Origin of the sequence: Amphiplicatus metriothermophilus (genome assembly GCF_900199215.1) — a bacterium.
Lineage (GTDB): Bacteria > Pseudomonadota > Alphaproteobacteria > Caulobacterales > Parvularculaceae > Amphiplicatus > Amphiplicatus metriothermophilus.
Genome location: NZ_FZQA01000002.1, coordinates 561,682 through 583,773, shown reverse-complemented (window position 1 = coordinate 583,773; position 22,092 = coordinate 561,682). Strand labels below are relative to the sequence as shown.

The 22,092-nt window shown below is 63.2% G+C and carries 17 protein-coding genes; 11 read left to right on the top strand and 6 right to left on the bottom strand.

Annotation, left to right across the window (positions count from 1 at the left end; genetic code table 11):
• The first annotated feature begins 5 nt into the window (after positions 1-5).
• The 5 genes from CHB64_RS07390 (at position 6) to CHB64_RS07370 (ending at position 4,592) form a co-directional block, all read left to right on the top strand.
• Positions 6-1,142, top strand: a complete 1,137-nt coding sequence (locus tag CHB64_RS07390; protein WP_089411934.1) for an MlaE family lipid ABC transporter permease subunit — start codon at positions 6-8, stop codon at positions 1,140-1,142.
• A complete protein-coding gene (locus tag CHB64_RS07385; protein WP_089411933.1) occupies positions 1,139-1,957 on the top strand; it encodes an ABC transporter ATP-binding protein in 819 nt (272 codons plus the stop codon). Before CHB64_RS07390 ends, CHB64_RS07385 begins: the two co-directional genes overlap by 4 nt.
• Positions 1,958-1,961: 4 nt before the next feature.
• Positions 1,962-2,879, top strand: a complete 918-nt coding sequence (locus CHB64_RS07380; protein WP_089411932.1) for an MlaD family protein — start codon at positions 1,962-1,964, stop codon at positions 2,877-2,879.
• On the top strand, positions 2,876-3,493 hold the full coding sequence (locus tag CHB64_RS07375; protein WP_089411931.1) for an ABC-type transport auxiliary lipoprotein family protein: 618 nt from the start codon (positions 2,876-2,878) through the stop codon (positions 3,491-3,493). The genes CHB64_RS07380 and CHB64_RS07375 overlap by 4 nt, the downstream gene beginning before the upstream one ends.
• 205 nt (positions 3,494-3,698) lie before the next feature.
• Complete coding sequence (locus CHB64_RS07370) at positions 3,699-4,592, top strand: hypothetical protein (RefSeq protein WP_089411930.1); 894 nt, start codon at positions 3,699-3,701, stop codon at positions 4,590-4,592.
• Here CHB64_RS07370 and CHB64_RS07365 read toward each other — a convergent pair.
• Entirely contained in the window at positions 4,589-5,284 is a 696-nt protein-coding gene (locus CHB64_RS07365; RefSeq protein ID WP_089411929.1) for an anti-sigma factor family protein, read from the bottom strand. The two genes, CHB64_RS07370 and CHB64_RS07365, sit on opposite strands and share 4 nt — an antisense overlap.
• Positions 5,265-5,780 carry an RNA polymerase sigma factor gene (locus tag CHB64_RS07360; protein WP_200815271.1) on the bottom strand — a complete coding sequence of 172 codons (516 nt, stop codon included), beginning with the start codon at positions 5,778-5,780 and terminating at the stop codon, positions 5,265-5,267. Before CHB64_RS07360 ends, CHB64_RS07365 begins: the two co-directional genes overlap by 20 nt.
• A gap of 156 nt (positions 5,781-5,936) precedes the next feature.
• Here CHB64_RS07360 and CHB64_RS07355 point away from each other — a divergent pair, with 156 nt between their 5' ends.
• Together CHB64_RS07355 and CHB64_RS07350 are read left to right on the top strand one after the other, a co-directional pair.
• On the top strand, positions 5,937-7,265 hold the full coding sequence (locus CHB64_RS07355; RefSeq protein WP_089411927.1) for a S8 family serine peptidase: 1,329 nt from the start codon (positions 5,937-5,939) through the stop codon (positions 7,263-7,265).
• A gap of 110 nt (positions 7,266-7,375) precedes the next feature.
• Positions 7,376-10,729 (top strand): autotransporter outer membrane beta-barrel domain-containing protein, encoded by a 3,354-nt coding sequence (locus CHB64_RS07350; RefSeq protein WP_143265958.1) that lies wholly within the window; start codon positions 7,376-7,378, stop codon positions 10,727-10,729.
• 149 nt (positions 10,730-10,878) lie between these two features.
• On the opposite strand, the gene CHB64_RS07345 is transcribed toward CHB64_RS07350, so the two are convergent.
• Positions 10,879-12,708 carry a DUF885 family protein gene (locus CHB64_RS07345; RefSeq protein ID WP_089411925.1) on the bottom strand — a complete coding sequence of 610 codons (1,830 nt, stop codon included), beginning with the start codon at positions 12,706-12,708 and terminating at the stop codon, positions 10,879-10,881.
• A gap of 155 nt (positions 12,709-12,863) precedes the next feature.
• Between CHB64_RS07345 and CHB64_RS07340 the strand changes: the two genes are divergently transcribed.
• Together CHB64_RS07340 and CHB64_RS07335 are read left to right on the top strand one after the other, a co-directional pair.
• Positions 12,864-14,549, top strand: coding sequence for an amidohydrolase family protein (locus CHB64_RS07340; protein ID WP_089411924.1), 1,686 nt, complete (start codon positions 12,864-12,866; stop codon positions 14,547-14,549).
• 48 nt (positions 14,550-14,597) lie between these two features.
• The gene (locus tag CHB64_RS07335) at positions 14,598-15,971 is read left to right on the top strand and encodes a sodium-dependent transporter (protein ID WP_089411923.1); all 1,374 of its coding nucleotides are present in this window, start codon (positions 14,598-14,600) and stop codon (positions 15,969-15,971) included.
• 36 nt (positions 15,972-16,007) lie between these two features.
• Here CHB64_RS07335 and CHB64_RS15380 read toward each other — a convergent pair whose 3' ends face one another.
• The 3 genes from CHB64_RS15380 to CHB64_RS15370 form a co-directional block, all read right to left on the bottom strand.
• Entirely contained in the window at positions 16,008-16,373 is a 366-nt protein-coding gene (locus tag CHB64_RS15380) for an amidohydrolase family protein (RefSeq protein ID WP_234993332.1), read from the bottom strand.
• 255 nt (positions 16,374-16,628) lie between these two features.
• Positions 16,629-17,060, bottom strand: coding sequence for a hypothetical protein (locus CHB64_RS15375; protein WP_200815270.1), 432 nt, complete (start codon positions 17,058-17,060; stop codon positions 16,629-16,631).
• 22 nt (positions 17,061-17,082) lie between these two features.
• A complete protein-coding gene (locus CHB64_RS15370; protein WP_200815269.1) occupies positions 17,083-17,499 on the bottom strand; it encodes an amidohydrolase family protein in 417 nt (138 codons plus the stop codon).
• A 1,328-nt stretch (positions 17,500-18,827) separates the two neighbouring features.
• On the opposite strand from CHB64_RS15370, the gene CHB64_RS15750 reads away from it, so the two are divergent.
• Entirely contained in the window at positions 18,828-19,127 is a 300-nt protein-coding gene (locus CHB64_RS15750) for a M24 family metallopeptidase (protein ID WP_200815281.1), read from the top strand.
• A 41-nt stretch (positions 19,128-19,168) separates the two neighbouring features.
• On the top strand, positions 19,169-22,084 hold the full coding sequence (locus tag CHB64_RS07320; RefSeq protein ID WP_089411922.1) for a TonB-dependent receptor domain-containing protein: 2,916 nt from the start codon (positions 19,169-19,171) through the stop codon (positions 22,082-22,084).
• Positions 22,085-22,092 lie beyond the last annotated feature (8 nt).

The following is a 22,092-nucleotide window of genomic DNA, read 5'->3' as shown; positions in this document are numbered from 1 at the left end:
GCCTCATGTCGGCTGTTCAGACGCTGTTCGACATCGATATCGAGGGCGATCTGCTCAAGCTAGTCGCCAAGGGCGATTGGCGCGCGCCCAACCTTGGCCAGATCGATGGGGCGTTGCGCGATTTCGAAGACGATTCGATGGGACGCGATCTTCTGATCGACGTCTCGGCGGTCGAACGGATGGATACCGCGGGCGCAATGGTCCTGCAGCGCGTGCTTCGGGCCTGTCAGACTCGCGGCGAGCGTTCGCGAATCATCGGCGCGGCCCCGCCCCATGCGGCGCTGCTTGAGCAGGTTGGCGAACATATCGTTCCCTGTCCGGTCGAACCGGCGCGCGGGAACGCTTTCGTCGCAATGCTCAACCGGCTAGGCCAGGGCGCGGTGGAAGCCTATTTCGCCTCGCTCGAAGTTCTGAGCTTTGTTGGTTTCGCCCTCTCGAGCGCCGCGCGCGTGATGGCTAATCCTTCCCGCATCCGTTGGACGTCGGTGGTCTATCACATGGAGGAGGCCGGCCTGAACGCGGTGCCTATCATCGGCCTTATGTCGTTTCTCATCGGCGCGGTGGTGGCGTTCATGGGCGCAAAAATTCTGCGCCAGTTCGGAGCGGAGATATTCACCGTCGAACTCGTCGGCATCTCGGTTCTGCGCGAATTCGGCGTGCTGCTGGCGGCGATCCTTATCGCCGGCCGGTCCGGCAGCGCGTTCACCGCTCAGATCGGCACGATGAAAATACGCGAAGAGATCGACGCCCTGCGGGTTCTTGGTCTCGATCCGATGGAGGTGCTCGTCCTGCCGCGCCTGTTCGCGCTCGTCATCATGCTGCCGGCGCTTGCTTTTCTGGCCGCTATGCTCGGTCTTATCGGCGGCGGATTGGTGGCGTGGAGTTCGTTGGGAATCTCGCCCGTTCTTTTCATCACCCGCATGCAGGAGACGATCGTGATGTCGAATTTCTGGGCCGGAATCATCAAGGCGCCTTTCTTCGCCTTCGCCATCGCCATCATCGGTTGTTTTCAGGGCACGGAGGTCAAGGGCAGCGCCGAATCTCTCGGCCAGCGCGTCACGCTGTCTGTCGTCCAGGCGTTGTTTCTAGTCATCCTGCTGGACGCGTTTTTCGCTATGTTTTTTCTGGAGATCGACTTTTGACGGAGAACGGTTCCCATACGGAAAAGGTGATCGAGGTTCGCGGGCTCAAGACCCAGTTCGGCGATACGGTCATCCACGAGAATCTCGATCTGGACGTTCATCAGGGCGAAATACTCGGGGTCGTGGGAGGCTCCGGAACCGGAAAGTCCGTGCTGATGCGCGCCATCATCGGCCTGAAGCGTCCGAGCGCCGGCTCGATCCGGGTCTTTGGCGTGGATTATCTTGAAGCTGATGAGGAGACCAGACTCGGCGTCGAACGACGTTGGGGCGTATTGTTTCAGGCCGGCGCGCTGTTCTCGTCCCTGACGGTCGCCCAGAACGTCATGGCGCCGATCATGGAGCATCTGCATCCGCCGCGGGCGCTCGCGGTCGACATCGCTGCGATGAAGATCTCCATGGCCGGCTTGCCGGCGGACGCCGGCGCGAAATATCCGGCGGAGTTGTCGGGAGGGATGCAGAAGCGCGCCGCGCTCGCCCGGGCGCTGGCGCTCGATCCCGAGCTTCTGTTTCTGGACGAACCGACGGCGGGGCTCGACCCGATCGGCGCTGCGAAGTTCGACGAGCTGATCGTAAATCTAAAGAGATCCTTAGGGTTAACCGTGTTTATGGTTACGCATGACCTCGATACGCTTCACGCAGCCTGCGACCGCGTCGCAGTGCTGGCGGAGAAACGGGTGATCGCATGCGGGTCGATATGTGAGGTGCGCGCCAATCCGCATCCGTGGATCCAGGAGTATTTCGGGGGCGTGCGGGGCCGGGCGGCGCTGGCTTCTAAGGGCGTCGGCGCGGACGCGGCGAGACAAGAGGCGCAGTGAGCGGATGGAGACTCGGGCGCATTACGTTTTGATCGGCGCTTTCGTGCTGAGCGCGGTGGCGCTCGCGTTTCTATTCATTCTGTGGCTCGGACAGACCCAGCGCGAGTTCGACGAGTACGATGTCATTTTCACGGATCGCGTCTCTGGGCTTTCGGTCGGCGCCGCGGTGCGGTTCAACGGCATTCAAAAAGGCGAGGTTCGCGAACTCAACATCGATCCGGACGATCCTTCGATCGTCGTCGCGCGCATCAGAGTGGACAACGATACGCCTGTGAAAACGGATACGCGGGCCGAACTGGAATTGGTTGGGTTCACGGGACTCGCGGTGATTCAGCTCGTCGGCGGGAGTCCAGACGCGCCGCTTCTCAAGGATGTCCAGCGCGGGATTCCTCGCATCAGGGCGGACGCTTCCGGTTTCGCCGCAATAATCGAAGGCAGCAGCGACATCGTCGCCGCCATAAACCTTCTGCTAGCGGAGGATAACATCGAAGCCTTCAGTCGAATTATCGGAAACATCGATGTTTTCACCGGGGTTCTCGCCAAGCAGGAAGACAAGATAGGCGAATCGATCGCCAACTTCGCCGCGATGATGGAGGACATGGCCGAAGCGAGCGACAGGCTTCGCCGAGCGGCCGACGAAATAGAAAAGCTAATTGGAAATGACGCGCCCGCGACGCTTGCAGAAACGCGCGAGGCGATGGCGTCCATAAGGACGCTCGCCGACGAGCTGCGCGTCGTGGTTGAGGAGAATCGCGCGCCGCTTTCGGCCTTTACGGAGGAAGGCCTCGCCCAAGTCGGTCCGGCCGTGGTCGAGGCGCGCAGGCTGATGCGTTCTCTCGATCATGTCCTCCGCGAGATCGACCGCGACCCGCGCGGCTACCTTCTCGGAGAGTCCGCCCCGCGATATGAGGTTGAGCCATGATCCGAGGGTGTATCGTCGCCGGCGCAGCGCTTACGCTCGTCGCATGCGTTTCAGTGCTGCCCGAAGCCGCGCCGCCGCCGCCGCGCTATGTTCTGGCGTCGGCGGGGTTCGCCGCGGCCGGCGAGGCGCAGGTCGCCTGGAGCTTGGGCGTCGACGATCCGGCGGCGACGCGTGCTTATGACACAACGAAAATCGCGCTCGCGCGTGCACCTGGAAGAATCGAGTATTACGCCGGCGGCGAGTGGGCCGATCGCGCGCCGCGCTTGTTCCTTATTGCGCTCGTCAGGAGTTTCGAGAACAGCGGGCGCATTCTTTCCGTTGGCGATCTGGCGAGCTCCCCGTCGAGCGATTTCATTTTGCGTACGGATATTCGCGCGATGCATGCCGATTATACGAGCGGCCGGCCGATCGCGACCGTGTCTGTTTATGCGAAGTTGATGAGCAGGCGCGGAGAAGTCTATGCCGCCCGCCTGTTTGAACATGCGGTGGCGGTTGACGACGAAGGGGCGGCTCAGGTCGCTTCTGCGTTCGATCAGGCGATTTCGGCCCTTTTGAGCGATATCGTCGAATGGACTTTCGCTGAAGCCGAAACGGTGCGCGCTGAACGCGGTTGACCTAGCCAAATTTTGACTGAATGGGTGAGGCTCTGAGCGTAGCCCCAGCGACGGTGGAAGCATCGCACTCGCACTGCACGGGGCCGCCTTGTCGCGGCCCCGGCGTTTGGTTATGCAGGACTGAAGCTAAGGCGGCGTCCAATTCCGCGCGGGAGACGGCGCGACTGGGGCGAAAAGGACGCGCACAAGAAGGCGGTGCTGACTGTTGCGCGCGGTCGTGGGGAAAAAACGGTGGCTCAAAAGGCCGGCGGCAAGCGGAGCGCTTGCATTCGCCTGCTGGATGTGGCCTGCGGCTGCGGATGCGCAAAATTTGCGGCTCGCGAGCGGCTTCGAGTATACTCGAGGGCTTTACGGCTCCTTTGCTGAAACCGAAATCGCCATGGCTTCGATTTCGGCCCGGTACAGCGTTAACGGCTGGACCTACAGCCTGACCGTGCCGTATGTGCGGGTGACGGGGCCGGGAGCGCCGTTCAATCCACAGGCGACGCCGGTATTCGCGCTGCGCCTGCCGGAAGGCGTCGACGCTGCAGCCATACCGTTGGTTTCGCTGCCAGACGATCCCAGCTTTCTGTTTCCCCGGCTTAATCCGACCACCAAGGGCTTTGGAGACGTCACTGCAGGCGTGGGACGGTCCCTCGAGCTTAAACGCGACCGCCTGTATCTTGACGCGATGGTCCTGGCGAAACTGCCCGTCGGCGATGTCGACAAGCTGATAGGCACGGGCCGCACGGACATAACCATGCAGGCCGATTTCATTTATGAGACGCGCCGATTCGGTTTTGTTATCGGGGGCGGGCGTACATTCGTCGGCAAGACGCCGCGCTTTGAACTGCAGGATCGCTGGCGACTGTCGGCGGCAGCCTATGCGCCAGTCGGACGGCGGTTTACGGTCGGCGCGCTTTATGACTGGCGCGAACCCGTACTGGTCGGTTCTGACGACATCAGCGAAGTCACTACCTATGTTTCCGCACGGATCAACTCGCGACTGAGCGTGCTTGCCTACAGCGTGACCGGCCTTTCAGATGCGAGTCCCGACATCGGCGCGGGCATTCGCTTTTCTATCGATTTCGATGTCGGCGGGAACCCAAACCGCGACTAAGGCCGGTCGCGGCGAGCGGCGAGGAACGCTTCAAGTTCGTCCTGCGGAAGAGGGCGCATCAAGGCCGTCAAGCGGTCGAGCCCGCCTGTCTCGCCGGCAGGCAGATAGGCGTCCGCCGGCGCGCTTGCTTCGAGCGCTGCGAGGCGCCAAGCCCCATCCTCGGCGAAGCAGGCGAGCCCTTCGACAGGCAGACGCCCGTCTGAAACTGAAAAACGCCGGCACACCCGAAGCTCGCTATTGCGATAGCTCGCAAGAATGCGCACCGCGCCGATCGCTTCTGCGTCGTGGAGCGAATCGAGCGCCGCGGCCAGGGCAGGGCTCGCGGCAAGCAGGCGGGAGTCGTCTCCCGGCGCGCGCATCAGGGCGACGCCGAGGAAAAGCCCTGCTGCGAAGGAAGCTGCGAGCGCCGCCGGGATGAAACAGTCGCGCTTGAGACGCCTGCGGAGGCTCGCCGCCGGCGCGGCGGCCCTTTCGGCGGCGGCCTCGATCGCTTTTCGCAAGCGCGTCGGCGTCGGCGCAGACAGGACGGGCGCAAAGCTACGGTCGATCTCCTGGCGCAGGCGCCGGTAGCGCTCAAGGTCGCGGCGCAGGCGCGCGTCCTGCGACAGCGCGCGCTCGACCGCCGCCCGATCCGCCATGCCCGCTTCGCCGTCCGCATAGGCGGCGAGCAATTCATCGCTGATTTTGGTCATCGCTCCCGTCCTCTCCGAGGATGGCCTGTTCCAAGGTTTTGCGCGCGCGGGCGAGCCGACTCATCACCGTGCCCACGGGCACGCCGAGATTGGCTGCCGCGTCGCGATAGGATTGCCCGTCCACCAGCACGTAAGCGACCACCAGGCGTTGCGCCTCCGGGAGGCGCGCGATGGCCGCGCGCGCGTCGGCGACGGCGGCGCGTTGTTCGGCGGCGCGGCGGCCGTCCTCGCCGACAAGATCATGGGCGAACTCCAGCTCCACGTGCCGGCCCCGGCGCCGGCGCGCCCGCTGGCCGTCGATCCACAAATTCTGCGCGATCTTGAACAGCCAGCTGTCCATTCTTCCGTCTTGCCTGAAGCCGTCGAGACGGCGCAGCGCCCGCTCTACGGCGGCCTGCACGAGGTCATCGGCGTCCGACTGGTCTCCGGCAAGCGCAAGGGCGAACCGCCGGAGACGCGGAATACAGTCGACCAGCTCTTTTCGCTGCGCGTCCAAAATCTTTCCGCCGGCGAATTCGCTTTCGATGCGACTACGACGCGCGGAAGAAAAAATTCCATCGCCGCGTAAAATATTTCTCATGACGGGGCGGGGACGATTCCGTCTGTTCTTGGGCTATGCTGGCGCGCGACACAAGACGGGGTGGCCCGGATCATGAGAGCGAGCAAGAAACCAGCGGAACGCAAGATTTGGCCTGGCGCAGGGGCGTTGGCGGCGTTGTGCCTCGCCTGTTTTGCGCTGGCGGGCGCGCGCGCCCAGACCGAGCCGCGCCCTGTCGGGGATTTCGCCGACCGGATCGACAGGCTGTCGCGCTTTCAGATGCAGGGCCCGGAATACGGTCCGCGCGACATGCCGGCCCCGCGCGCAGCGACGCTGGCCGCTTCCGAGCGCCGGCTCGGCGCCAGTGTGGAGCGCATGAGCTTCGGCGCGCGCGACTTTCCCGTGCGCCGGGAGGAGGTGGTCGGCGTCGATCTCAACCCAGCGTCGCTGGAGAGGGCGCGTGCGCTGGGTTTCGAGCCGGTGCGCGCTTGGCGTCTGGAGTCGCTCGATATCCGGGTCGACGTGTTGCGCGCGCCGCGCGGCCAGTCGGTGCGCCGCGCCCTCCGGCGTCTGCGCCGGGGCGACCCGGACGGCGCGTATTATCCCAATGCAATGTTCGAGTTGCAGGAGGGCGCCGCGGTTGCGCGCCCTCTCCTTCCTATTGCCGCAGGGCTTGCGGACGACGGGCGCGCCGTCGGGCTCGTCGGCGTGATCGACACCGGCGTGGATCCGGACATCGAAGAGCTCGCCGGAGCGATCCTCGCGCAGCAGAATTTCGGCCGGGGCGAGCGGACGACCCCGCGCGCGCATGGCGCGGCGGTGGCGGCCCTCGCGCGCCGGCACGGCGCCGGCCGGCTGTTGGTCGCGGACGTCTTTTCCGGCGAGCCCGCCTTCGCTGACGTCGAGGCAGTCGTTCGCGCTCTTGACTGGATGGCGGGGAAGGGCGTTCCCGTCGTCAATATGAGCCTTGCCGGGCCGCCCAACGGCCTGCTCGAGCGCGCCGTGGCCCGTGCGCTCGCACGCGGGCATGTCGTGGTCGCTGCGGTCGGCAATCAGGGGCCCGAGGCGCCGCCGCAATACCCGGCGGCCTATCCGGGCGTGATCGGCGTAACCGCCGTCGACCGCGAAAGTCGGATCTACGAGCGGGCCAACCGCGGCGAAGGGGTGGACGTGTCCGCCGTCGGGGTCGGCGTAGTGCCGCCGCAGGCGCAGGGAACCGATGAGCGTCTCGCCGGCACATCCTACGCCGCGCCTGTGGTATCAGCTTGGCTCGCGCGCCGCCTCGACGAACCCCGGGCCGGCGCGGCCGAGCAGATGCGCGCGCTGGTCATGGCCGCGGCGATTGATCTCGGCGAGCCCGGCTTCGACCTCGTTTATGGCGCAGGGCTGCTCGCCGAAGACGCCTATCTCGCCGCCGGCGCGAACAGGCCGGCTCTGCAATAAAAATCTCCAGCAGACGGAATAATCTTTTGCGCCCGTCGTAGTCGCGATGTCGGGCCGGCGCGCGCCGTGTCCTGTTTCAGCCGTATTAAAGACTCAAGCGGGAGCGGTTCGTGGGGAAGCGGAAAACCCTGTTGCTGTGCGGCGCCGCCTTGGCGGCGCTATTGTCTCCGGCGCGGGCGCAGATCGACGGAACCATCACGACGCCGGTGAGAAGCTCGACGATCAACAATGGATCGCCCGGCGACGTCGTCATCACCAGCGGCGGGGCCATCGAGCTGGAAAACACGGACAGCGTCGTTGCGGTTACCATTGACAGCGACCACCGGCTTGAAAACGCCGGACGCATTCTGATCGAAAATGCTGATCATGTCACGGGCGTGCTGGTCAAAGGCGGCGTGTCGGGACAGATCGTCGTCACCGGCGACATCGAGATTCTCGAAGATTACGAACGCCCCGATACAGATGACGACGACGATGCGGATGGGCCTTATGCGCTCGCGGTCGGCCAGACGGGCCTGCGCGTGGAAACGGGTGGTTTTTCCGGCGATATCGTGATCGGCGCGGGCGGTTCCATCGAGATCGAGGGCAACCAGTCGGCGGGCGTACGAGTCGAAGGACTTCTTGACGGCGCATTTGCGAGCGACGGCTCTATCTCTGTACTCGGCGACGATGCGGTCGGAATCGAGCTGCACGCCGGCGCGAGCGGCGACGTGCTGCAGTCAGGAACCGTAACGAGCAGGGGCGAGAACGCCAGAGGCGTCGTGTCGCTGGGCGCGATCGGCGGGGCTTTCGTGAACGAGGGAACCGTCACGGCAACCGGCTTCGCCAGCACCACGCTGTCCAACTATGTCGACCCGGATACGCTTGACGAGGACGACACGCCCATAGAGGAACGGATCGACCCGGAAGATCTGCTTGACGGCGGGTCCGCCGTCGCCATCGGCGCAAGCGTGGGAAAGGGATTTCTCAACAACGGCGCGGCCGGCGACGATCACGACGAGAACCGCACGACCGGAACCATACGCAGCTTCGGGTCAGGCGAGGCGGTGCTCATCTCGGCCGATCTTAACCCGACGGCCGGCGACATCGTACTCGGCAAGGCGGTAGAGTCCGTCCGCGACATTTCAGATACGGATGATGACGACGATACGAACGAAATCGTCGCCGTGATCACCTATGATGAAGGCCTAATCAACCGTGGAACGATCCGCGCCAACGGGCTGAATGTCGGGTTCGACGCGACCGCCTTGAGCCTGGAAGGATCGAACGACGGCGCGCGCCGGGTCGTCGTCGAGGGCGGGCTGCGCAACACCGGTCAGATCGCGTCCTCGGCTTTCGAGGCCGACGCCGTCGCGCTTTCCGTGGGTCGTCATTCGATTGTTCCCGCCATTTTCAACAGCGGGACCATCGAGGCGTCGATCAATACCGAGGAGGACAATATTGCGCGTGCGATTTTAATCGAAGAGACAGCCGAAGTCGAGCGCATCGTCAACACCGGAGTCATCCGCGCCTCCTCGCGCGGCTATGGCGGGAAGGCGACGGCGATCGCCGATTTCTCCGGAGGCGTCGAATCGATCCTCAATCAAGGCTCCATCGTCGCGCGCTTCGTCGACGACGGCGAAGAGGACGAAGGTCTCGGCGCGACGGTCGCAATCGACCTTTCCCGCCACGGCGCGGGACAGGGCGCGCGCCTCGCCCAGTCGCGGCGCGCGCCGGTTGATGACGACGATAATCCGCCAGCGCCCGCGATCATAGGCGACGTGCTGTTCGGGGCCGGGGCGGACCGTTTCGAGATTTTCGCCGGCCGTGTGGAGGGCGACGTGTTTTTCGGCGCTGGCGATGACGTGCTCACGGTCTCCGATTCGGTCTTCTTCGGTGCGCTCGATCTCGGCGCGGGAGTCGACCGGCTAATGTTTAGCGACGGCGCAGTCTTTCGCGGCGCCATCCGCGATCCCGACGGCTCGGCTGTCATTACCGTGGAGAGCGCCGAACTCGATTTGCTCGACGCTGAGCCGGTTATGATCAACACGTTGAATGTGACGGGCGGATCAACGCTCGGCTTCTCTGTCGAGAGCTTCAGCTCCGGCGACGTGCAAGCCCTCATCACCGCCTCCGGGACGGCGACCATAGCGCGAGACACTCAGATCAACGTGCAGATCGAACGGTTCCGCAACGAGGCGCGCACGCTTGCGCTGATCCAAGCCGACTCGCTTACGCTCGTCGGCGAGGGCGATATCGCGCTGTCGATCGCGACGCCGGCGATCTTCAAAAGCGCCGTTGAGACGAGCGATACGACGCTGGCCGTCGCGCTTACCCCTAAAACGAGCGCCGAACTCGGCCTGAACACGAACGAAAGCGCAGCGTTTGCGCCGTTTCTCGCCCTTGCTGACGGGAACGAAGCCGTCGGGCGCGCCCTTGTCGGCTATATGGAGGAGGACGCGCTGATCGCGGCCTACCGGCAGCTTCTGCCCGACCACGCCGACGCGGCGACGCGCTTCATCGCTGGCGAGACCTCGTTCGCCAACGGCGTGTTGGCGCATCGTTTCGATGCCCTGCGCGCCGGGGATCCCGCCGCCCGGCATGGTTTCTGGCTCACTGAACAGACAAGCTATCTGCGTGAAAAGACGAGCGAAGAAAAGACCGGCTATGACGGCTTCGGTTTCTCCTTCAAAGGGGGGTATGACCGTCTGCTGGGGAATGATTTCATTTTTGGCGCGAGCGGCGCGGCGCGCATCGGCAAGTTCAAGACTCTCGACGACCGCACCGGCGAGGTGAACGTCGCGGCTTATGAGCTCGGTCTTTATGCCTTAAAAAGGCTCGGCGCTTTGGCGTTTGATCTGGCGGGATCAGCAGGTCTTGCGCGGCTGGATACGAAGCGGATCATCTCCTTCGGTGATATTCTTGACGTGTACGAAGGCGATGATAAAGGATTCTTCTACGGCGGTTCGGCGCGCCTTTCCTATAGATTCGAGCACGGATCATTTTATCTTGCGCCTTCAGCGGGTGCGGATTACTTCCGCATGAGCCGCGATGGGCATGTGGAGACGGGAACAGGCGCGGACACGCCCTTTGCGCTCGAAATCGGCGGGGCTGACACCGGCCGCGCCGCGGCGACGGCGATGGCGCAGTTCGGCCGCGCGCCGAAAGCCCTCGCGCCGCGGCGCGTCCTCGACGGCGGCTTCACGCCGGGCGGGCGGAGGTCGCAGACTCGATTCTTCCAGCACGCCTACGCCGGTTATCGCACGATCTTGTCGCAGACACTTTACCACGCTGAGGCGCGGTTCGTCGCCGTCGACGAAATTTTCGAGATCGCCGACCTCAAAGGGTATGGCGATGCTGTTCTGTTCGGGCTGGCGCTCGGCGCGACCGGCGACAGTTACGTCCTGTCTTTCAACTATGACGGAGAGTTCGAGGATTCGGCCATGAGTCATCGCTTCGGAGCGGTGTTCAGTTTGTCGTTCTGACATGAGAGTTTCCGCCTGGCCCCGGGCGGAAGCAAGCGCGCCCTTTCGACCGTCTCGTCTCCCCCGGACGCCCCCGAAAGGGCGCGCCCCTTTTAAATAACGCCTACGGACATTTATCCGCAGGCGCGCAAGGCGGCGGAGAAAACGTGTCAACGGCCCGCTTCGTTGTAAAAGCGCCACTGGCTCTGATAATCCCGGGTCAGTTTTTTTCCGGTCAGACGTGCGCGGACGAGCTCTATGGGCATGGGTCCGCCGATCAGGATGGCGTTGTGAAACTCTTCTTCGCTCATCAGGCCGGATTCGACGAGTTCCCGGCGCAGGGCCCGGATCTGAAGCGCGCCAGTCATATAGGCGATCTGATAAAGCGGCGCGTCGCGGGCGGTGCGACGCACCTCGGCCTCGGCATTGGCGCGCTCATGACCAACGCGCTCGACGAGGAAATTGACGCACTGCTCGGGAGACCAGTTTCCGAGCTGGTAATTCAGCGAAAAGATAATGCGCGCAGCTCGGTGCATACGCCAGAACAGCATCCCGATTTTGTCGGGATCGTTGCGCGCAAATCCGCGGTCCCACAGAATGAGCTCCCAATATAGCGCCCACCCCTCGGTCCAGAACGGCGTCCAGTTAAGCGCCGCGCGATGGCTATTGAAGCGTCGGTTCATGAAGCTCTGAAGATGATGACCAGGAACGAGCTCGTGCTGCACGGTCGGGAAGTTGAAGTGCGGCGTATTGCCCCTCATGCTCATCATCTTCTGGTCATGCTCCATGCCGTCCGTTGGGTAGGACAGGCGCGTAACCTCGCCGCCGCTGAAGAAGGGATTGTAGAGCTGACGCTCCGGCGTCTGCATGGCGAAGCGCCAGACCTCGCGCGCGAGCGGCGGCATATTGATGACGTCGAGATTTTCGATGAAGGTTTCTGAATAGTCTGCGATGTCGTAGAGCGTCCATGGAATCTCTCCTGGCGGCGGGGCGAGATTCTTGACATGCTCAAGCGCGGCCTGCCAGTCGTCGCCGAATCCCATGTCGCGGGCGACCTTTTTCATTTCTGTTTCAATCCATGCGAATTCCTTCTCGCCGATGGCGATGAGTTCTTTAGGCGTGTACGGAATCATTTCGACGGCGAGGTCCGCCTGGAGTCCTTCGGCGAGAACCGGGTCGCCGACGATAGGCGGCGTTTTGCCCTCTTTTATGCCGACCATGTGCGCCTTGATCGCTGCAGCGTAGGCGGAAAAAGCCGCATCGAGCGCGGCGTAAGGCTTGCGCACCCACCAGCTGAATTCCGGGTCGTAGCCGTCGTAAAACGTGTTCCAGTTCTTGAGCGTTTCGCGCAAATGCTCGACATGCTCCGCCGCGCGCAGGGCGATGGCGGGCGTGATCCCGCGCCGGACGACGAGGCCGTTGCGGCGCGCTGCTTCCTGCACGAGGGCGGCGGTCAGCGCTTCGACCTGTCTGACGAGATCGTTAAGAAGGCTCGCTGACTCGCGCGGATCGGCGCGCCGGCGGTCGAGGCGCGTCTCTTCAAGCCGGCGGATCGAATCGGCGAACGGCACGAGCGGCGCGATCTCCTTTGCGCGCTGTTCGGCGAGATCGAGCATGGCGAGATCGTAGTCGATCCTGTTACGCAGCAGGATGTAGTCGATCCGGCCTTCCTGGTTGAGCGAATTGAAATCAACCTCGATGAGGCGCGCCCGCCAGCCTTCGTGAAACGCCCGCAGACGCGCGGCGCGCGCCGACGAGTAAAGCACGGGATAGCGCCGCCCGATCGCCGCCTTGTCTTCGACATAGCGAACCACCGACGCGCGCAGATCGCTTTCAGTTTGGGCGAAGGCGACGAGAGCGGATAGCACGGGCGGATCCTCGGCCCACCCCTGAAGCGCGGCTGCATCCGGCGCTTGCGCCTTCGCGGCGGGCGCGGCGGCGCACAGACCGGCGAGGGTCAGAGACAGAAAGGCGGTTCTCGGCGAAAGTCGGCGTGTCATGAAGCCCCTCTTCCCTTGCGGTTTTTGTCAGCGGCGAACGGCCCGCTTCCTTCCGGTGCCGTCAGGATTGGTTGACATAGTATACTGTATTCGATCTAGAATGATCTTGTCCAGCGCGGTAAGCGTTCGAAAGAGAGTTCGGGAGGGTTGATCCGATGGCGACGACAAAGAGCGTGCGCGCGTGCAAGCGCGCCAAAATCGGAACGGCGCGCCTGTTCGGCGGCGTGAAAGCGTTCGCCGCAGCGGCGTGCGTCGCGGTCGCGCTCGCCGGCCTCGCGCCGCGGGCCGACGCCGCGCCGCGGCCGGTCGCAGCGCGCGCCGAAGGCGAGGGGCCGTTCGACCGGCTCATTCTGCGCGGGGGGTATCTGATTGACGGAACGGGCGCGCCGACGCAGGGTCCAGTCGACATCGTCGTCGAGGGGGACCGCATCGTCGAGATCAAGGTCGTCGGCGCGCCGAAACTCGCGATCGATCCGGAAAAGCGCCCGCCGGCTAACGGCGCCCGCGAGATTGACGTCTCCGGGATGTACGTCCTGCCGGGTTTCGTCGACACGCATCTCCATTTGCATACGGAGGAAGAGGGGCAGGGCGTCCCGCCCGAGTATATTTTGAAGCTCTGGCTTGCGCACGGCGTCACCAGCGGACGCACGGTCGGCGCAAAAGATACGCGCTGGATGATCGAAACCGCCCGGCGCAGCGCCCGCAATGAGATCACAGGCCCGCGCATGGAAGTCTATCCGATGTTCAACAGCGGCTCGCTCGGGATTCCGCCCGCCACGACGGAGGCCGAGGCCCGCGAGCAGATCCGCCTGATGAAACGGCTCGGCGCATCAGGCGTCAAGTTCATCGGCGCGCCTGCGAACATTCTCTGGGCTGCGCTCGATGAAGCGAACAGGATCGGCCTTAACTCCACTATGCATCATGCCCAGATTGCAGTTACCCAGGCGAACGTGCTCGACACCTCGGCGCGTGGACTTAAAGGCATGGAGCACTGGTACGGCCTGCCAGAGGCGATGTTCGAGGATAAGCGCATCCAGCGCTATCCGAATGATTACATCTATCATGACGAGCAGCATCGCTTCGCCGAGGCCGGCCGGCTATGGCGCCAGGCCGCGAGACCTGGCTCCGAGAAGTGGAACGAAGTGATGACCACTCTGCTCGAGCGCGATTTCGGTCTTTCCCCCACTTTTACCGCTTATCTGACGAGCCGCGACTTCATGCGTATGAGTCGCGCGATCTGGCACGATGAATACACCATGCCGGGGCTATGGGACTGGTACCGGCCAAATCGCGACGCACACGGATCGTACTGGTTTTACTGGACGCTCGAAGAAGAGGTCGACTGGAAAGAGAACTACCGCCTGTGGATGCAGTTTGTGAACGAATACAAGAATCGCGGCGGTCGCGTCACCGTCGGCTCTGATTCAGGCTATATCTACAACCTCTATGGTTTCGGCTACGTTCAGGAGATGGAGCTTCTGCGAGAGGCGGGGTTCTCGTCTCTGGAAGTCATCCACGCCGCGACGCTCGCCGGCGCCGAGCAGCTCGGCATCGGCAATGATGTCGGCTCCGTGCAGGTCGGAAAAAAAGCCGACTTCGTTATCGTCAAGGAGAACCCGCTCGAGAATCTTCACGTCCTGCTCGGCACGGGGACGATCAGGCTTAATGACGATACCGGCGAGGTCGAACGCATAGGCGGCGTCGCATATACGATCAAGGACGGGATCGTTTATGACGCACGCGTGCTGTTGCGCGACGTGCGTCAGATGGTGCGCTCCGCGAAGGAGAAGCTCGGCGTTCCGCCAGGGCCCATGCCCGTCGAGACGTCGCCGCGCCGCTGACCGCTGCGGCTGTTAATTTATCGTCATTGGCATTGGAAGGGCCGTTCCTTGTCCGAACATCAGTCTACGCATGAAACATGGTCGTCGCGTACGACCTTCCTGTTGTCTGCAATCGGCTTCGCGGTCGGCCTCGGCAATATCTGGCGCTTTCCCTATGTTGCGGGCGAGAACGGGGGCGGGGCCTTCGTTCTCATCTATCTTACGGTCATCTTCGCCATCGGGGCGCCGCTGGTCGCCGCCGAGCTGATGATCGGCCGGCGCGGACGCATGAGTCCGATCGTAAGCATGCGCAAGGTTGCGACAGAGGCCGGCGCAAGTGCAGCATGGGGCGTCGTCGGATTGATCGCGCTCATCGCCACATTCACGATCCTGACCTTTTACGCAGTCGTCGCCGGCTGGGCGATGGACTATCTTGTTCGCGCGATTCTCGGCGGCTTCCAAGGACTTTCCACCGCGCAGTCGCGCGCAATGTTCGACGAACTTCTCGCGAGTCCGTGGCGGCTCGCATTCTGGCAAGGCGTGGTGCTCGCCTTGACGGCCTTTATCACCAGTCGGGGCGTCACGCGCGGTATCGAGCGCGCGACGCTGGTGCTCATGCCAATGCTGTTCGTAATTCTGATCCTTCTGGCGATCTACGGCGCGACGACAGAGGGGTTCGGACAGGCGGCGGCATTTTTATTCGCGCCGAAGTTTGAAGATGTGACCGCGATGACCTTTCTGGCGGCCATCGGCCAAGCGTTTTTCTCCGTAGGCGTTGCGATGGGCGGAATGATGACATATGGCGCTTATCTGCCGCCTACGATCAAGCCCTCGACGTCCTCGATCATCATCGTATCCGCCGACACGCTCGTGGCGCTCGTGGCGGGGCTCGCGATCTTTCCTGTCGTCTTCGCGAACGGCCTGGAGCCGACGGAAGGCACGGGTCTGGTCTTTCAAACCTTGCCGCTCGCCTTCGGCGCGATGCCCTTCGGGGGCGTCTTTGCGGCGTTGTTCTTTCTTCTGCTGACGGCGGCAGCGCTCACCTCGACAGTGGCTAATTTCGAGCCGTTGCTGTCTTGGGCCGAAGAACGTCGGGGCGTATCGCGCCGGCGCGCGGCGATTGTCTTCGGCGCGCTCATTTTCGCGGTCGGCTCCGGGTCCGTGCTGTCCTTCAACCTGCTGAATGACTTCCATCCCCTCGGGTTTATCGCTTTGTTCGAGGTCATGACCATTTACGACGCGACCGATTTCATCGCCTCGAATATATTGTTGCCGATCGGCGCTTTTTCCACCGCGATCTTCGCGGGTTGGGTGATGACGCGTCGCATGGCGCTCGAAGAGCTGGAGCTTCCCGACGGCGTCGTCTTCCGTCTCTGGCGACTGTTCATACGTTACGTCGCGCCCATCGCGATCGCTGCGCTGCTTGTGTTTGCGTTTTTATAAAAGCCGGCGTTATTTGAGTATCTTGCCCGCGGCGCTCTAAAATCCTTTTTCGGCCGCCGGCAGGTGGAAGATCGGCTTTTCCGGCAAACTGTCGCGGTGGATGAGGCGTCCGCGGGCGATTACATGCTTGATCTTCCGGACATTGGCGATGTCGCGCAGGGGATCGGCGCCGAGCAGCATTAGGTCCGCGGTCTTTCCTTCCTCGATCGTACCCATCTCGTCGAGCATCCCGACCGCGAGAACGCCGTTGCGGATGGCTGCGACGACGGCCTGCATCGGCATCATGCCGAGTTCGACAAGCCCTTCGATGGCGAGCAGCGAACCGAGTCCGGCTTCCTGCTCCAAGGGCTTGGGCGCGCGGCGCAACTCAGGGGCGTCGCCTTGGTAATAATCGGTGGCGATGGAGACCGTGCAGCCGGCCTTGATGAGGCGTGACGTTGCGTCGCTGCAATTCGAGGTCTTCGTCCAGTTCTTCGGCGCCCCGGCGGCGCTCGGCGATCATTGCAGGCGGCGATCCGCCTTCATATTTGCAAAGCGCTTCGCGGCGCGCATCGCGATGCCGCCGCCAGATCCGCCCCGTGAGCATATTTGAGAGAATCCCGCAGAGCACGTCGCTCTCGACGATCAGCGCGATAAGATCGTCCGGATAGTCAGCGCTCAGGATCTCCGGGTGCTGAATGAAGTCGATCCCGGCATCGACGGCGAGCCGCAGAGGGTCCTGGCTGGTGGCGTGGGTTTCGACTTTTTCCCGCGCTTATGGGCTTCCTCCACGATCACGCACTGGGCGCCCGGAGAGAAGCCGATCAGTACGGGCTGGCGAAAATGCGCAGAGCCGCCGTACTTTATAAAGTCAGGCCCATTGTCGAGATAGGCGCCCATCGCGGCGCGCAACGCCTCGGTGCCCATATCGGCGAGCTCTTCGCCCACGCCTTGCGCGACCAGATCGTTCCACTGCTCTTGAAAAGGCGTGAGCTCTTCTTCAGCCATGAGCGAGAAGGTGGTCGAAAACGGCTCGCCCCAGCCGATGATGTTGTCGGCCACGAACATCTGCGCGTCAATCGCATCGCCGCGCTCGATGCGTTCGCACACCGACGAGCGCCGACAGCACGCCTTAGCTGTTGCGGATGGTCGTGACGCCGTATTTCAGATGGCGTTGGGCCGACTCGATTGCTAGCGCCTCGTTGCGTTCGCCATACTTCACGACCGTCTCGCAGCGCTTGGCGTTGCCACAGACGGTCGCATGGACGTTGCTATCGATGAAGCCAGGGAGAAGGTATTTCTCCCGCCCGTCAGTGACTCGCGCCGCATCCACGCCGCCGCGTCCGGCCGGAGCGATGGCGGCGATCCGGCCATCCTTGACCAGGACCGTCATATGCTGGCGCGCCGGCGCGCTGGTCCCGTCGATGACCGTCACGTCTGTGATCGCGATGTCGGCGGGCTCCTGCGCGGCGGTGATCCCTGCGAAGGCGAGACAGGCCAAAGCGAGGGCGCCGGCGGCGCGCCGCCGCCCGTTGAAGCTCTTTGTCATCAAACTCACTCCCTTTCGGTTTCGTCAGCCGGCCCATGGCCGTCACTCATTTGCAACGGCCAGTCGCTTTCCCAGCCTTTCTTTGTGGCGGCCGGTTGACAGCCCTGACAATTAGCATACCGTATTTCGTATACGTTTATGAACCTCGAGAAGGCTAGGCCGATGGTTGATCGACGCCAACTGCTGACCGCCGGCGCGGCCGCCGCAAGCGGCGCGCTTTTCGGGGGCGCGGGCCTTCGGGCTGCGGCGCAGGACGCCGCCCGCACGGGCAAAGGGCTCGGCGCGGAATCGAGCAAGCTCTTCCTGCCCGCCGACAAGGATGATCTTCAGCCTGCCGCCTATGACCGACTCGATCTCGACTGGAGCAAGCGCCGCACGCGCTTGTTGCAGGAGCGACTGAAGGCCGATTACGCCGGCGTGCTGCTGACGGACCGTTGGAACGTCATTTATTTCACTGGCCTGTGGCACACCACCACCGAGCGGATGATCTACGCCTTCATTCCGAGCGAGGGCGAAGGGCCGATCTGGTTCTATCCCGCGCTCGATCGCGACCTTATCGAGTCATGGTGGTTCGCCGACGGCGAGATGTATTTCGACTGGCATCACGCCGAAAGCGGTTTTCCCCACCTTGGCGAAGTGGTCAAAGGCCCGAAGGTCGATCTGTGGGAATGGGCCGCGGAAGGGTTGAAGCGGCGCGGCTATACACGGCGCAAGCTTGCCGCCGACGCCGAGCTCGTTCCGTCCGTGCAGAAAAAGATCGTGAGGACGCTCGGGCGGGCAATGAGCGATATGAGCGCGGCGTGCATGAACATGCGCATGCGCAAGACGCCGGAGGAGCTTGCGCTCGCCCGGCGAGCCTACGCCTATTTCGACAGGATTCACGCCTTCGCGCGCGATCTTCTTCTGACGCATGGCACGGACCTTATCGATTACGACATCGCTTCGGCAGCGGAGAAATACGGAACCGACCTCGTCATGGCGGACATCGTGCGCGACGGCGGGCCGCATATGGCGGTCGGGATAACCATCGGCGTCGGCTGCCGCGCCGGAAAAGCGACCAGCTATCCGCATCCTAATCAGTTCCACCACAATAAGGTCGAGCGCGGACAGGCCCTGCAGATCGCCGGCGTCGTGCGTATCGGCGGATGTGGCGGCGAGCTTTACCGCCCATGCATGATAAGACCGTACACGGACCATATGAAAAAGATATGGACCGTCAATCGCGACGCCTGTCTTATGCAGAAGGATCTATCGTGCGCCGGAACGCCTTGCCAGGACGTCGCTTGCGCCATTCACAGGTTCCAGGTTGAGCAGGGCGTGCAGAATACATTTATCACCGGCCGGCGCACGGCGAGGGTACGGAAGGCCACCAGCCGCCCTGGCTCGCGCTCGGCGATGAAACGATCCTCGATCCGGGCATGTGCTTTTCGGTCGAGCCTGGTCTGTTCGATTCCGAAACCGGCATCGGTTCGAACTTCTCCGACATGTTCGCGGTTATGCCCGAGGGACCGGCTTTGCAGATGTCGCGGCTGCCGTGGAGCGAGGAGTGGTCGTTCATCGACATTTTGTCTTTACACGAAACGGCGCTGCTCATGAGCGAGCTTCCTAGAGCGGCGTCTGGCGGGTGAGGGAAGCAAAAGAAGGACAGATGAAAGCGGAGGGTGGACCAATGACGAACGGGACCAGGATAAACAGCGCCAGGCGGCGCAAGATGCGGCTGAAACTAACGACGGTGTTGACGGGCGCAGCGGCGATAGCGGCGGCGGGCGCTCCGCCGGCCGCGGCGCAGGAAGGGCGATCGGAAGACGTGGTTGTGGTTACCGGCTCGCGTCTTCAGCGCAGCGATCTTTCCGCGCCCAGCCCGACGACGGTGGTCGGCGCTGAGCAGATTCAGAATGCGGGCGACGCGACCATCGAGAGCATCCTGTACGAATTTCCGCAGCTCGCGGCTGGCAACACGTCAAGCGTCAACGCCGCCGGCGGATCTGGCGTCCTGACGGCGAACCTGCGCGCGCTAGGGTCGACGCGTACGCTTGTTCTGGTCAACGGCCGACGCTTCGTCGCGGCCAACGGCGACGGCAACGTCGATCTGGCGACCGTGCCGAGCGCGCTCGTGGAGCGGGTCGAGATCATCACCGGCGGTGCGTCGGCCGTTTACGGCTCGGATGCTATAGCCGGCGCGGTGAACTTCATCCTCAAGGAGAATTTCACAGGCGTCGAGGCCTCTTATCAATACGGGCAGACGACCAAGGGCGACGGCGCCCACCACAAGACGGATCTGACGCTGGGCGCGGATTTCGACGGCGGACGCGGCAACGCGGTCGTTCACGCTTCCTACACCAAGCGCGACCCTGTCTTCATGGCCGATCGGGAGTTCTCGGAAATTTCTCTGGGCGAGGTCGACGGCGCGCTCGTGCCGTTCGGCTCCAGCAACATTCCAGGCACGCGGATCGCGCTCAGCAGCGGGCAGCTCGCTTCGCTCAACGGCGTCGATCTGACGCCCTCGGGCTCGTGCACGACCCTGTCGGGCGTGCGGTTCGACGAAGGCGGCGTGGTTGTCCCGTTCTGCCAGCCGGAAGACGCCTACAATTTTGCCACGCTCAATTATCTTCTGCGCCCGATGGAGCGCGAGCAGATCGGTGGTCTTGCTTCTTATGAGATCACGCCGAGCGTGGAGGCCTATTCGGAAGTTCATTATGTGAACACGCGAAACGCCTACCAGCAGGCGGAGGAATCCTTCGCCTTGCGCACGCCCGGCCACCCGAGCGGCGGGCTCGTGGTGCCGGATTACGCGACCAATCCGGTTCTGCCCGATCCTGTCAGGCAGTTTTTCATCGATAACCCGCAACTATTTGATCCTGATGGCGACGGCGACGCTATCGTCGTGGGCACGGGCAGGCGCGGCGTCGAAACAGGGCCGCGCCATTACGATTACGAACGCTCCGCATTCAGCATGACCGGCGGTCTGCGCGGCTCGTTTGCGCTTGCCGAGCGCGACTGGAGTTGGGACGTTTTCGGGCAGTTCCAGCGTTCGCGCACGGATGAAACGATCGACGGGCAGTATTCGCTGACGCGCCTCGGGCTCGGTCTTGACGCCGTCGATGATGGTTCAGGCAACGCGGTCTGCCGGGTGCAGATACTCGGTTGCGTGCCGGTCAATCCCTTCGGCATCGACTCGATCACGCCTGAAGCCGGCGCCTTCATCGCCACGACGCGCACCTCAAAGGAAATCTTCGAGCGCTATATTTTCGGCGGCTCGGTCTCAGGCGAGCTGCTGGATCTGCCTGCGGGCGCTGTCGCGGCCGCGGCCGGCTTCGAGTATCGGCATGACGAATACGACTTCACGCCCGGCGCGACCGATCTGGCGGGTGAGTACGGACCGATCTCACGCGGCGTCACGGCCGGAGAGTACAGCGTCACCGAATTCTTCGGCGAGGTTCGCATCCCGATCCTGGCCGACCAGCCTTTCTTCGACATCCTCGCCGTGGAAGGCGCTGTCCGGCATTCGGACTATTCGAACTTCGGCGGCGCGGTGACATGGAAGGTCAGCGGCGAATGGGCTCCCGTCGACTGGCTGCGTTTCCGGTCGGCTTACAATCGCGCCCTGCGCGCGCCGTCTCTGAACGAGCTGTTTTCGCCGACAAGCCTTGGATTCACCGCCGGGGACGATCTATGCGACGTCGATTTTTCGCCGACCCAGGCGCAGAAGGATCTATGCGTGGCGCAGGGCGTTCCAGCTTCCGACATCGACACCTTCCAGCAGATCAATGTGGGTTTCGAAGCAGAAAGCGGCGGCAATCCAAACCTGACGGAGGAGCGCTCGAAAACGTTCACGGTCGGCGCAGTCATCCGGGCGCCCTTCATCGACGGACTCAACCTGGCCGTAGACTATTTCAATATCGAGATAGACAACGCAGTCGCGTCTATCGGCGCGCAGCAGACGGTGGATGCGTGCTTCGCCCTGCTCGATAATTCGAGCGAGCCCTGTCAGGCGATCCATCGCTTCTCAAACGGTCAGATCGATTTCGTCAGCACAGCGCTCAACAATATCGGTTTTCGCAAGGTGCGCGGCGTCGACGTGCAGGTCGATTATGGCGCTGATCTGCCGCAGTCGCTGTCGCTCTTCGGAGACGCCCCGGCGGTGCAGTTCACAGCCGTCGCGGGCTGGATGTTCGAGAATACGAGCCAAGTCGTTAACGCCCCGGCCCGCGACTGCGCAGGATTCTTCGGCGGCGGCTGCACCGGCCAGACGGTGTTCGGCACGCCCGACTTCAAGGCGACGATGAGCGTGTCCTACAACAGCGGCCCGTTGTCGGTGCGCGTGCAGAACCGCCTCATCGGCAAGATGGAGCTGTTCCCCGGCGTCAACTCCTTCCTGACTGAGGCGGGGCTGCGTAAATATGTCGACCTGGCGACGACCTATCAAGCTACGGAAAATCTCCAGCTCTTCGCCGGCCTTGATAATGTATTCGACGAGCAGCCGCCGCTCCTGGGCTTCAGCTTCGGCGGGGACGCCAATACCGACGTGTCTATCTACGACGTCGTCGGCCGGCGCTTCTTCGTCGGCGCGCGGGCGCGCTTCTGATCGGATCC